The organism is Streptomyces sp. CHD11, from assembly GCF_018638295.1.
Lineage (GTDB): Bacteria > Actinomycetota > Actinomycetes > Streptomycetales > Streptomycetaceae > Streptomyces.
Genome location: NZ_JABTTS010000002.1, coordinates 77129 through 90011, shown reverse-complemented (window position 1 = coordinate 90011; position 12883 = coordinate 77129). Strand labels below are relative to the sequence as shown.

10 protein-coding genes are annotated in these 12883 nt (G+C 70.4%); 9 read left to right on the top strand and 1 reads right to left on the bottom strand.

All coding sequences use genetic code 11. The features are described 5' to 3' along the window. Positions 1-256 precede the first annotated feature (256 nt). The 9 genes from ftsW (at position 257) to HTV45_RS02060 (ending at position 8904) form a co-directional block, all read left to right on the top strand. A complete protein-coding gene (gene ftsW, locus HTV45_RS02100) occupies positions 257-1609 on the top strand; it encodes a putative lipid II flippase FtsW (RefSeq protein ID WP_215203843.1) in 1353 nt (450 codons plus the stop codon). A 6-nt stretch (positions 1610-1615) separates the two neighbouring features. Next, complete coding sequence (gene murG, locus HTV45_RS02095) at positions 1616-2710, top strand: undecaprenyldiphospho-muramoylpentapeptide beta-N-acetylglucosaminyltransferase (RefSeq protein ID WP_215203842.1); 1095 nt, start codon at positions 1616-1618, stop codon at positions 2708-2710. 25 nt (positions 2711-2735) lie between these two features. Continuing rightward, positions 2736-3530 carry an FtsQ-type POTRA domain-containing protein gene (locus HTV45_RS02090; protein ID WP_215203841.1) on the top strand — a complete coding sequence of 265 codons (795 nt, stop codon included), beginning with the start codon at positions 2736-2738 and terminating at the stop codon, positions 3528-3530. 279 nt (positions 3531-3809) lie between these two features. Beyond that, on the top strand, positions 3810-5003 hold the full coding sequence (gene ftsZ / locus HTV45_RS02085) for a cell division protein FtsZ (protein WP_215203840.1): 1194 nt from the start codon (positions 3810-3812) through the stop codon (positions 5001-5003). Then, positions 5000-5764: a peptidoglycan editing factor PgeF gene (gene pgeF / locus HTV45_RS02080; RefSeq protein ID WP_215203839.1), complete on the top strand. Its 765-nt coding sequence runs from the start codon at positions 5000-5002 to the stop codon at positions 5762-5764. Before ftsZ ends, pgeF begins: the two co-directional genes overlap by 4 nt. 6 nt (positions 5765-5770) lie before the next feature. Continuing rightward, positions 5771-6490 carry a YggS family pyridoxal phosphate-dependent enzyme gene (locus tag HTV45_RS02075; RefSeq protein WP_215203838.1) on the top strand — a complete coding sequence of 240 codons (720 nt, stop codon included), beginning with the start codon at positions 5771-5773 and terminating at the stop codon, positions 6488-6490. Between the two features lie 128 nt (positions 6491-6618). Further along, positions 6619-7263, top strand: coding sequence for a cell division protein SepF (locus HTV45_RS02070; RefSeq protein WP_215203837.1), 645 nt, complete (start codon positions 6619-6621; stop codon positions 7261-7263). A 50-nt stretch (positions 7264-7313) separates the two neighbouring features. Then, positions 7314-7604: a YggT family protein gene (locus HTV45_RS02065; RefSeq protein ID WP_004932337.1), complete on the top strand. Its 291-nt coding sequence runs from the start codon at positions 7314-7316 to the stop codon at positions 7602-7604. A gap of 52 nt (positions 7605-7656) precedes the next feature. Further along, positions 7657-8904 carry a DivIVA domain-containing protein gene (locus tag HTV45_RS02060; protein WP_215203836.1) on the top strand — a complete coding sequence of 416 codons (1248 nt, stop codon included), beginning with the start codon at positions 7657-7659 and terminating at the stop codon, positions 8902-8904. Between the two features lie 336 nt (positions 8905-9240). Here HTV45_RS02060 and ileS read toward each other — a convergent pair whose 3' ends face one another. Further along, a complete protein-coding gene (ileS, locus tag HTV45_RS02055) occupies positions 9241-12384 on the bottom strand; it encodes an isoleucine--tRNA ligase (protein ID WP_215203835.1) in 3144 nt (1047 codons plus the stop codon). Positions 12385-12883 lie beyond the last annotated feature (499 nt).

Genomic DNA, 12883 nt, shown 5'->3' with positions numbered 1-12883 from the left:
CGACCTTGGGAGGGACGCGTGGGACCGTCTAGGGCCTGTCATCGGGATCGGGACGCGGGGAGCCGACGGCACCTCGTCGGGGCCGTGAGCGGGGTCCGGAGCGTGGGGCCGAGAGGCGGAGGAGGGTGCTGCCGGGGCGCAGCCCCGGCAGCCGGCACCGGCGCCGCCGGGGGAGTGCGCGCCCGAGCCCGCGTCCGCGGCGCCATCCGGACGGCGGGCCCCGGGTCCTGCCGTCCGGCGTACCGGGGAGGCCGGGATGCCCGGTAGCCGTACCGGCCGGCCGCCCGTGCAGCGGGCCGCGCGCCGGCCCGCCGTACCCGGACCCCCGCGCGAGAATCCCGTCCGCACCCTGGTCACCCGGGCGCGCAAGGCCTGGGACCGGCCGCTGACCGCGTACTACCTGATCCTCGGCGGCAGTCTGCTGATCACCGTGCTGGGCCTGGTGATGGTCTACTCGGCCTCCCAGATCACGGCGCTGCAGATGTCACTGCCGGGCTCCTACTTCTTCCGCAAACAGCTGCTGGCCGCCGGGATCGGCGCTGTCCTGCTGCTCGCGGCCTCCCGGATGCCGGTGAAACTGCACCGGGCCCTGGCCTATCCCATCCTGGCGGGAGCCGTCTTCCTGATGGCCCTGGTGCAGGTGCCGGGGATAGGGGTCGCGGTCAACGGCAACCAGAACTGGATCGCCCTCGGCGGCAGTTTCCAGCTCCAGCCGAGCGAGTTCGGCAAGCTCGCGCTGGTCCTGTGGGGCGCCGATCTGCTCGCCCGCAAGCAGGACAGGCGGCTGCTGACCCAGTGGAAGCACATGCTGGTACCGCTGGTGCCGGCCGCCTTCATGCTGCTCGGGCTGATCATGCTGGGCGGCGACATGGGTACGGCCATCATCCTGACGGCGATCCTGTTCGGCCTGCTGTGGCTGGCCGGGGCGCCCACCCGGCTGTTCGCCGGTGTGCTGGCCGTCGCCGTGCTGCTCGGCGCGCTCCTCATCGGGACCAGCGAGAACCGCATGGCCAGGCTTTCCTGCCTCGGCGCCACAGAGCCCCAGACCGGCCCGGTCGACTGCTGGCAGGCCGTGCACGGGATCTACGCCCTCGCCTCCGGCGGGATCTTCGGTTCCGGCCTCGGCGCGAGCGTGGAGAAATGGGGCCAACTGCCTGAAGCTCACACGGACTTCATTTTCGCCGTCACCGGTGAGGAACTGGGCCTGGCGGGGACACTGTCGGTACTCGCCCTGTTCGCGGCTCTAGGCTATGCGGGTATCCGCGTGGCCGGACGCACGGAGGACCCCTTCGTGAGGTATGCCGCGGGAGGCGTGACCACCTGGATCACGGCCCAGGCCGTGATCAACATGGGTGCGGTGCTCGGTCTGCTGCCGATCGCCGGTGTCCCGCTCCCGCTGTTCTCCTACGGAGGGTCCGCCCTGCTGCCGACCATGTTCGCCATCGGGTTGCTGATCGCCTTCGCGCGTGAGGACCCCGCTGCGCGGATGGCGCTTGCGATGCGGCAACCCCGCTTTGGTAAAAAGCGGGTCAGGGGCTCTCAGGGGCCCCGGAGATGGAACACGATGCGACGGCGCGCCCCGGGGGTGCGTTCGTCCGGAGAGCGGTGAATTTCGGTGCATGTCGTACTCGCCGGCGGAGGAACCGCGGGCCATATCGAGCCCGCGCTCGCCCTCGCGGACGCCCTGCGCAGGCAGGATCCGGCCGTGGGCATCACGGCCCTGGGCACGGAACGCGGCCTCGAGACCCGCCTCGTACCCGAGCGCGGGTACGAACTGGCGCTGATCCCCGCCGTTCCGCTGCCACGCAAGCCGACCCCCGAGCTGATCACCGTCCCGGGGCGGCTGCGGGGCACGATCAAGGCGGCCGAGCAGATCCTGGAGCGCACCAAGGCGGACGCCGTGGTCGGGTTCGGCGGCTACGTCGCCCTGCCCGGTTACCTCGCGGCCAAGCGGCTCGGTGTGCCGATCGTGATCCACGAGGCCAACGCCCGGCCCGGACTGGCCAACAAGATCGGCTCCCGGTACGCCGCCCAGGTCGCGGTGTCCACGCCCGACAGCAAGCTGCGCAACTCCCGCTACATCGGCATCCCGCTGCGCCGTTCCATCTCCACCCTCGACCGGGCCGCCGTGCGCCCCGAGGCCCGCGCCGCGTTCGGGCTCGACCCCAACCTGCCGACGCTGCTGGTCTCCGGCGGCTCGCAGGGGGCCCGCCGGCTCAACGAGGTCGTCCAGCAGGTCGCTCCGTGGCTCCAGCAGGCCGGCATCCAGATCCTGCACGCGGTCGGCCCGAAGAACGAACTGCCGCAGGTCCAGCAGATGCCGGGCATGCCGCCCTACATCCCGGTAAGTTACCTGGACCGGATGGACCTCGCGTACGCCGCCGCCGACATGATGCTCTGCCGGGCGGGCGCGATGACCGTCGCCGAACTCTCCGCCGTCGGACTCCCGGCCGCCTACGTCCCGCTGCCCATCGGCAACGGCGAACAGCGGCTCAACGCCCAGCCGGTCGTCAAGGCCGGCGGCGGACTGCTGGTCGACGACGCGGAACTGACCCCGGAGTGGCTGCAGCAGACCGTGCTGCCGGTGCTCGCGGACCCGCACCGGCTGTACGAGATGTCCCGCGCCGCCGCCGAGTTCGGCCGCCGGGACGCCGACGATCTGCTCGTCGGCATGGTGTACGAGGCGATCGCCGCCCGTGCACATCGTTGAGGGCGCATGACGGAAGGCAGGGAGCGTGGCCGGATCGACCACCGTGGAGCGCGGTGAACGCAAGCGGGAGTCGTCCGGCCCGCCGCCCGTCCGGAGGTCCGGGCGACGGCGCCTTCATCGGATGATCGCACTGGTGGTCGTCCTGGCGTTCCTGGGAACCGGCGCCTTCTGGCTGCTGTACGGGTCGGACCTGGTGCGTGTGGAGCGCGTGTCCGTCTCCGGGACCGGTGTCCTGACGCCGGCCCAGGTACGCGGGGCCGCCGACGTGCCGCTCGGGGAACAGCTGATTTCCGTCGACACCGAGACGATCGAGGCCCGGCTGGCCGAGGCGTTGCCCCGCATCGAGACGGTGGACGTGATGCGTTCCTGGCCGAGTGAAATCACCCTGAAAGTGACGGAACGCACCCCGGTTCTCGTCGTCCACAAAGACGGGAAGTTCATCGAAGTGGACGACGAGGGTGTCCGGTTCGCGACGGTTTCCAAGGCGCCCCGCGGTGTACCCGAGCTGAAATGGGAAACTTCCGGGAGCGGTTCCGCGGCGGCCAGCCTGCGTCGCTTCGGCGACGACCGGCTGGCGCGCGCGGCGGCGCGGGTGGCCGGCGTCCTTCCCGAGGCCGTGGCGAGGGCCACGCGGAGCGTCAAGGTCCGTTCCTACGACGACATCTCGCTGGAACTGGCGGACGGCCGCACGGTCCACTGGGGAAGCGCCGAGAAGGGTGCCGAGAAGGGCCGTACTCTCACCGCGCTGCTGAAAGCGGAGCCCCGCGCGCGGCACTTCGACGTCAGCGTTCCCACGGCCCCGGCGTCATCAGGCAGTTGACGGGTATCAGTGCAGGCCAGCACCCTGAGTGGGCAGCGCTACGGCTGATCACATAGGGTGAAAAGAAAAACGGGAGGTTCGGCGTGTTCGTTGAACGTGCGCCACTTGTCGACTTAGTGTCCTGTTCAGAGGACTCCAGGGAACAGACACACTGGTAACCCTAAACTTCAACGTTAGGGTTCGGGTCGGCGCTACGGACCGTCCCATTCGGCATCAGTCGCCGGACCGCGGCGCAACCGCGAGAAGGCGACACGTAACTCGAGGCGAGAGGCCTTCGACGTGGCAGCACCGCAGAACTACCTCGCAGTCATCAAAGTCATCGGTGTCGGCGGCGGTGGTGTCAATGCCATCAACCGGATGATCGAGGTCGGTCTCAAGGGCGTCGAGTTCATCGCCATCAACACCGACGCGCAAGCCCTGTTGATGAGCGACGCCGACGTCAAGCTCGACGTCGGCCGTGAACTCACCCGCGGACTGGGTGCCGGAGCCAACCCGGCCGTCGGCCGCAAGGCCGCCGAGGACCACCGCGAGGAGATCGAGGAGGTCCTCAAGGGGGCCGACATGGTCTTCGTCACGGCCGGCGAGGGCGGCGGCACCGGTACCGGCGGCGCGCCCGTCGTGGCCAACATCGCCCGCTCGCTCGGCGCCCTCACCATCGGTGTGGTCACCCGGCCGTTCACCTTCGAGGGCCGGCGCCGCGCGAACCAGGCCGAGGACGGCATCGCCGAGCTCCGCGAAGAGGTCGACACCCTCATCGTGATCCCGAACGACCGGTTGCTGTCCATCTCCGACCGCCAGGTGTCGGTCCTCGACGCCTTCAAGTCGGCGGACCAGGTACTGCTCTCCGGTGTGCAGGGCATCACCGACCTCATCACCACCCCGGGCCTGATCAACCTCGACTTCGCCGACGTCAAGTCGGTCATGTCCGAGGCCGGTTCGGCACTCATGGGCATCGGTTCGGCGCGCGGCGACGACCGCGCGGTGGCGGCGGCCGAGATGGCCATCTCCTCACCGCTGCTGGAGGCCTCCATCGACGGCGCCCGCGGCGTGCTGCTCTCCATCTCCGGCGGCTCCGACCTCGGCCTGTTCGAGATCAACGAGGCCGCTCAGCTGGTCAGCGAGGCCGCCCACCCCGAGGCCAACATCATCTTCGGCGCGGTGATCGACGACGCCCTCGGCGACGAGGTCCGGGTCACCGTGATCGCGGCCGGCTTCGACGGCGGCCAGCCGCCCTCCAAGCGGGACAACGTGATCGGGTCGTCCTCGGCCAAGCGCGAGGAGCCGGCCCCGGCCGGCCGGCCGGAGAGCCGCCCGTCCTTCGGCTCGCTCGGCAGCGTCACGCCGAAGGAGGACCCGGAGCCGGTGGTACCGGAGCCGGTGGCCGACATCCCGGCCGTCGCGCCCCCGGTCCCGCCTTCGCGGACGTACGACAGCGCGGCCGAGGAACTGGATGTACCGGACTTCCTGAAGTGATAGGACGGCGCGAGAGCGTGGGCGGCGCGCACTTCGCCTTCACCGACCGGTGGGGCGGGGTGAGCGCCGCTCCGTATGCGGAGCTCAACCTCGGCGGTGGGGGTACCCCCGCTCGAGCGGAGTCGAGAGCGGGGGAGGCCGGTGACGACCCCGGCGCGGTGCGCGCCAACCGCGAACTGGCCGCCAAGTCGCTCGGCGTGGACCCGGCCCGGGTCGTGTGGATGAACCAGGTGCACCGGGCCGACGCGCTCGTGGTCGACGAACCCTGGGGCGAGCGTCCGGTCCCCGAGGTGGACGCGATCGTCACCGCGCGGCGCGGGCTCCCCCTCGCCGTACTCACCGCCGACTGTGTGCCGGTGCTGCTGGCCGACCCGGTGGCGGGAGTCGTCGCGGCGGCGCACGCGGGCCGGCCCGGCATGCTCGCCGGGGTGGTGCCCGCCGCCGTACGGGCCATGACCGGCCTCGGCGCCGACCCCGCCCGGATCGTCGCCCGCACCGGGCCCGCAGTGTGCGGCCGGTGCTACGAGGTGCCCGACGCGATGCGCGACGAGGTGGCCGCCGCCGAGCCGGCGGCGCGCGCCACGACGAGCTGGGGAACACCGGCGGTCGACGTGGCCGCGGGTGTGCGGACGCAACTCGAACGGCTCGGGGTGCGCGACCTGGAGCAGTCGGCGGTGTGCACACGTGAGTCGGCTGATCACTTCTCGTACCGCCGGGACCGCACCACGGGGCGGCTCGCGGGCTATGTGTGGCTGGACTGATGGGACATGACGGACCGTAGGGACGAACTCGCCGCGAACCTGGCGAAAGTGGAGGAGCGGATCGCCGCCGCCTGTGCCGCGGCGGGACGCGCGCGCGAGGAGGTGACCCTCGTGGTGGTCACCAAGACCTACCCCGCGAGCGATGTGCGGATTCTGTCGGAGCTCGGCGTCCGCCATGTCGCCGAGAACCGGGACCAGGATGCCGCGCCCAAGGCGGCCGAGTGCGCGGACCTGCCCCTCACCTGGCACTTCGTCGGTCAGCTTCAGACCAACAAGGTGCGGTCGGTGGTCGGTTATGCCGGCTTTGTGCAGTCCGTGGACCGTTCCCGGCTGGTGTCGTCCCTCTCCAGGGAGGCCGTGCGGGCGGGGCGTGAGATCGGCTGTCTGATCCAGGTGGCGCTGGATGCCGGCGCGAGCGGCCGGGGGGAGCGCGGGGGTGTCGCGCCGGCCGGTGTCATGGAGCTGGCCGGGCTGGTCGCGCGGTCCGAAGGGCTGCGGCTCGGCGGACTGATGACCGTCGCGCCGCTCACCGGCGAGTTCGCCGGACGTGAACAGGCGGCGTTCGAGCGGTTGATGGATTTGTCGACCGACCTGCGCGGGGTTCATCCGGCTGCGAACATGGTCTCGGCAGGGATGAGTGCGGACCTCGAACAGGCTGTGGCCGCCGGAGCGACACATGTGCGCGTCGGCAGTGCGGTACTCGGAGTCCGCCCCGGCCTCGGGTAACGTCGCCAAGAAGTCGGACCACAGCAGAAAATATGGTCAGTTCCGCCGAACAGCGGACGAAAGACCTAGTGGATCGCGGGCACTTGGCGGTCGTCAGCGGATCCACCACAGAGCGGAGGACTCGGAGCATGGCCGGCGCGATGCGCAAGATGGCGGTCTACCTCGGCCTCGTGGAGGACGATGGGTACGACGGCCGCGGATTCGACCCAGACGACGACTTTGAACCCGAACTCGACCCGGAGCCCGAGCGGGACCACCACCGGCGGCACGAGCCGGTCCACCAGTCCCACGGATCACATCAGCCCCAAAGGGGCGAAGAGGTACGAGTCGCTCACCCTCCCGCGCCGCGCGAACCGGTCGCCCGTTCCGCTTCGCTCCCCGCGGAATCACCACGTCCGGCGCGGATCGCGCCCGTGTCGTCCATCACACAAGAACGCGCGAGTCTGGAGAAGAACGCACCGGTGATCATGCCCAAGGTCGTGTCGGAACGAGAGCCTTACCGGATCACCACACTTCACCCCCGGACCTACAACGAGGCCCGTACCATCGGGGAACACTTCCGTGAGGGCACGCCGGTGATCATGAATCTCACTGAGATGGATGACACAGATGCGAAGCGACTTGTCGACTTTGCGGCGGGTTTGGTGTTTGGTCTTCACGGCAGCATCGAGCGGGTGACGCAGAAGGTGTTCCTGTTGTCGCCTGCTAACGTCGATGTCACGGCGGAGGACAAGGCCCGCATCGCAGAGGGCGGGTTCTTCAACCAGAGCTGAGACGCAGGACCGGAATCAAGAGCGGTACAGGGGAGAGGGAAAAACAGACCATGAGCGTGTTCGCGCAGGTGATCTACATCGCGCTGATGGTGTTCCTCATCGTGCTGATCTTCCGTTTGGTCATGGACTACGTGTTCCAGTTCGCCCGCTCGTGGCAACCCGGCAAGGCGATGGTGGTCGTACTGGAGGCCACCTACACTGTCACCGATCCACCGTTGAAGCTTCTGCGGCGGTTCATCCCGCCGCTGCGTCTCGGGGGCGTGGCACTCGACCTGTCCTTCTTCGTACTGATGATCATCGTCTACATCCTGATCTCGATCGTGGGCAATCTCGCGAGGTGACTGTGGACGATACGGTCTTGCCGACTGCCGATGACTACGTTGAGGTGAAGAGATGCCGTTGACCCCCGAGGACGTTCGGAACAAGCAGTTCACGACCGTCCGCCTCCGAGAAGGCTATGACGAGGACGAGGTCGATGCCTTCCTCGACGAGGTCGAAGCCGAACTGACGCGCCTGCTCCGCGAGAACGAGGACCTGCGCGCCAAGCTGGCCGCGGCCACGCGTGCCGCTGCCCAGAACCAGCAGAACATGCGCAAGCCTCCTGAGCAGCAGGACCAGCAGCAGCAGCAACAGCAGCAACAGCAGCAACAGCAGGGACCGCCCCAGGGGATGCCCCAGCAGGGCATGCCCCCGCAGGGAATGCCGCAGCAGGGAATGCCGCAGCAGGGGATGCCGCAGCAGGGCATGCGAGGTCCCGGCGGTCCGGTGCCCGCCGGCATATCGGGCCCGCCGCAGCAGCAGATGGGCGGACCCATGGGTGGTCCCCCGCAGCTGCCGAGCGGTGCTCCCCAGCTGCCCGCCGGCCCCGGCGGACAGGGCGGCCCCCAGGGTCCCGGCCCCATGGGCCAGGGTCCCGGGCCGATGGGCCAGGGCGGCCCGATGCAGGGGCAGATGGGCCACGGCGGCCCGATGGGCGGCCCCATGGGCGGTCCTATGGGCGGTCCCGGTATGCCCGGCCAGGGTGGCCCCGGCGGCGACAGCGCCGCACGTGTGCTGTCGCTGGCCCAGCAGACCGCCGACCAGGCGATCGCGGAGGCCCGTTCCGAGGCCAACAAGATCGTGGGCGAGGCGCGTTCGCGTGCCGAGGGTCTCGAGCGGGACGCCCGCTCCAAGGCCGACGCCCTGGAGCGGGACGCGCAGGAGAAGCACCGCGTCGCGATGGGCTCCCTGGAGTCCGCCCGCGCCACGCTGGAGCGCAAGGTCGAGGACCTGCGCGGCTTCGAGCGCGAGTACCGCACGCGGCTGAAGTCCTACCTGGAGTCCCAGCTGCGTCAGTTGGAGACCCAGGCGGACGACTCGCTCGCCCCGCCGCGCCAGCCCGCCAGCGCCGCTCCGTCGCTGCCGCCGTCCCCGGCGCCCTCGATGGCTCCGGCCGGTGCCGGTGCGCCGTCCTACGGCGGGAACCAGGGCATGGGTGGCGGTCCCGGTCAGCAGGGCGGCCCGTCCTACGGCGGCGGCCAGCAGCAGATGCAGCCGGCGATGACCCAGCCCATGGCGCCGGTACGTCCGCAGGGCCCGTCGCCGATGGGTCAGGCGCCCTCGCCGATGCGCGGCTTCCTGATCGACGAGGACGACAACTGACGGCCCCATGGTCATGAGTACGGCGTAGCAGTCGGCAGCGTTCAGGGCGGGGCCCCGGGTTCACCAACCCGGGGCCCCGCCCTTTCGCTGCGCCGGGTTCGGCTGTTGTCTGCGGTGTTTGTTCGGGGCGGGGTGTTGTGTCCGACGTACGCAATGCCGAAGGCCGGGGGCCACCAGAGATCCTGGTGGCCCCCGGCCTTCGATGGGCGCCGTCCCGCCTGCGGGGGCAGGTGGTTCGGCGACCGCGGGTCGTGTGTGGCTGGTCGCGCGCACGCGGCGGAGCCGCATGTCGGCACCGTCCCGCGCCCCTACCGGGGCGCCCGGCTCACCCGGGGTTCACGCCTTGCGCAGCCGGAAGGTCAGGGACAGGCCCTCGTCGGTGAACGGGGTGCCGTAGCCGTCGTCCGCCTCGCCCCGGGAGAAGTCCGTGGCGAGGACCTCGTCGGCGATCAGGGCGGAGTGTTCCGCCAGCGCGGCGTCCGTCGCCGCCTCCGTGGCCGTCCAGCGCAGGGCGATCCGGTCGGCCACGTCGAGACCGCTGTTCTTGCGGGCCTCCTGGATCAGCCGGATCGCGTCCCGGGCGAGGCCCGCGCGGCGCAGCTCCTCGGTGATCTCCAGGTCGAGGGCGACCGTCGCACCGGCGTCGGAGGCCACCGACCAGCCCTCGCGCGGGGTCTCCGTGATGATCACCTCGTCCGGGGCGAGGGCGATGGTCTCACCGTCGACCTCCACCGAGGCCGTGCCCTCGCGCAGTGCCAGGGACAGCGCGGCGGCGTCCGTGTTCGCGACCGCCTTGGCGACGTCCTGGACCCGCTTGCCGAACCGCTTGCCCAGCGCGCGGAAGTTCGCCTTCGCCGTGGTGTCCACCAGTGAGCCGCCCACCTCGGCCAGCGACGCCAGGGACTCGACGTTCAGCTCCTCGGTGATCTGGGCGTGCAGTTCGGGGCCGAGGCGGTCGAAGCCGCCCGCCGCGATCAGCGCCCGCCTCAGCGGCTGGCGGGTCTTCACACCGGACTCGGCGCGCGTGGCCCGGCCCAGCTCGACCAGCCGGCGCACCAGGACCATCTGCTGCGACAGTTCCGGGTCGACGGCGGACAGGTCCGCCTCGGGCCAGACGGACAGGTGCACCGACTCCGGAGCACCCGGGGTGACCGGGACGACCAGGTCCTGCCAGACCCGCTCGGTGATGAACGGGGTCAGCGGGGCCATCAGCTTGGTGACCGTCTCCACGACCTCGTGCAGGGTGCGCAGCGCGGCCTTGTCGCCCTGCCAGAAGCGGCGGCGCGAGCGGCGGACGTACCAGTTGGACAGGTCGTCGACGAACGCGGAGAGCAGCTTGCCGGCCCGCTGGGTGTCGTAGCCGTCCAGCGCCTGGGTCACCTGGTCGGTGAGCGCGTGCAGTTCGGAGAGGAGCCAGCGGTCGAGCACGGGACGCTCGGCCGGGGCCGGGTCGGCCCCGCTCGGTGCCCAGTTCGCCGTGCGGGCGTACAGGGCCTGGAAGGCCACCGTGTTCCAGTACGTCAGCAGCGTCTTGCGGACGACCTCCTGGATGGTGCCGTGACCCACCCGGCGGGCCGCCCAGGGCGAACCGCCGGCCGCCATGAACCAGCGGACCGCGTCCGCGCCGTGCTGGTCCATCAGCGGGATCGGCTGCAGGATGTTGCCCAGGTGCTTGGACATCTTGCGGCCGTCCTCGGCGAGGATGTGGCCGAGGCAGACGACGTTCTCGTACGAGGATCTGTCGAAGACCAGGGTGCCGATCGCCATCAGCGTGTAGAACCAGCCGCGGGTCTGGTCGATGGCCTCGCAGATGAACTGCGCGGGGTAGCGGGCCTCGAACAGCTCCTTGTTCCTGTACGGGTAGCCCCACTGCGCGAACGGCATCGAACCCGAGTCGTACCAGGCGTCGATGACCTCCGGCACGCGCGTGGACGTCTTCCCGCAGCCGTCGTGGCGGCAGGCGAAGGTGACCTCGTCGATGTACGGGCGGTGCGGATCCAGCTCCGACTGGTCGGTGCCGGTCAGCTCGGTGAGTTCGGCGCGGGAGCCGACGACCGTGAGGTGGTCCTCCTCGCAGCGCCAGATGGGCAGCGGGGTGCCCCAGTAGCGGTTGCGGGACAGCGCCCAGTCGATGTTGTTGTTCAGCCAGTCGCCGTAGCGGCCGTGCTTCACCGTGTCCGGGAACCAGTTGGTGTTCTCGTTCTCCCGCAGCAGCTCGTCCTTGACGGCCGTGGTGCGGATGTACCAGGACGGCTGCGCGTAGTAGAGCAGCGCGGTGTGGCAGCGCCAGCAGTGCGGGTAGCTGTGCTCGTACGGGACGTGCCGGAAGAGCAGGCCGCGCTGCTGGAGGTCCTCGGTGAGCTTCTCGTCGGCCTTCTTGAAGAAGACCCCGCCGACGAGGGGGAGGTCCTCCTCGAAGGTGCCGTCGGGGCGGACGGGGTTCACGACGGGCAGTCCGTAGGCGCGGCAGACCCTGAGGTCGTCCTCGCCGAAGGCGGGGGACTGGTGGACCAGACCCGTACCGTCCTCGGTGGTGACGTACTCGGCGTTCACCACGTAGTGCGCCTCGGCGGGGAACTCGACCAGTCCGAAGGGCCGCCGGTACGTCCAGCGCTCCATCTCGGCGCCGGTGAAGGATTCGCCGGTGGTCTCCCAGCCCTCACCGAGGGCCTTGGCGAGCAGCGGTTCGGCGACGACCAGCCGCTCCTCGCCGTCGGTGGCGACGACGTAGGTCACCTCGGGGTGGGCGGCGACGGCCGTGTTGGACACCAGGGTCCAGGGCGTGGTCGTCCACACCAGGAGCGCGGCCTCGCCGGCCAGCGGGCCGGAGGTGAGCGGGAAGCGGACGAAGACGGAGGGGTCGACGACCGTCTCGTAGCCCTGTGCCAGCTCGTGGTCGGACAGACCGGTGCCGCAGCGGGGGCACCAGGGGGCGACGCGGTGGTCCTGGACCAGCAGGCCCTTGCCGAAGATCTCCTTCAGCGACCACCAGACGGACTCGATGTACTCCGGGTCCATCGTGCGGTACGGGTCCTGGAGGTCGGCCCAGTAGCCCATACGGGTCGTGAGCTCTTCGAAGGCGTCGGTGTGACGGGTCACCGACTCGCGGCACCTGGCGTTGAACTCGGCGATGCCGTACGCCTCGATGTCCTGCTTGCCGGAGAAGCCGAGCTCCTTCTCCACCGCCAGCTCGACCGGGAGGCCGTGACAGTCCCAGCCGGCCTTGCGGGCCACGTGGTAGCCGCGCATGGTGCGGAAGCGGGGGAAGACGTCCTTGAAGACGCGGGCCTCGATGTGGTGCGCGCCGGGCATGCCGTTGGCGGTGGGCGGGCCCTCGTAGAACACCCACTCGGGGCGGCCCTCGGACTGCTCCAGGCTCTTGGCGAAGATCTTCTGCTCGCGCCAGAAGTCGAGCACCGCGTGCTCGAGCGCGGGCAGGTCGACCTGGGCGGGTACCTGGTGGTACGTCGGCGATGTCATCAGCGGGCTTCCTCCGGCGGACTTGCTGCCTTCCGTCCGGAGGGACGAGAGCTGTGTCGATCCCTGCGCCGCCGTCGGCGCGCTCCCGCGGTACCACCCTCCTTGGCCCCCCGGCGCTGTGCACGCTCCGGTGAGCCCCCTCATTGGGGTCGCGATACCGGTTCTACTCGCCGCGTCCGCGGCTTTCCTCCGGCGGCTCCGGGGTGATCTTCACGTCGCGCTCACCCCCGGGCTCACACCGTCCCCGGGTCGCTCTGGGCTGCGTACGCCGCTACTCGTCCCCATCCACGCTTTTCGCTCCGCCCAGTGTACGGCTCGGTGCGGGCAGCGGCCGACCGGTTTTCCTGTGGGCATAAGATCTGACATGCCCCGAATGGTCATGTGCGCGCGTTCGGATTCCGGAACGTCCGTGCGGGCGGCATACCCGGCGGGGAGCTGGGCACAACGGATGCAGGCTCATCGCGTGCTCCGCGCGGTGGGGGAATCGGGCGGTGCGCCC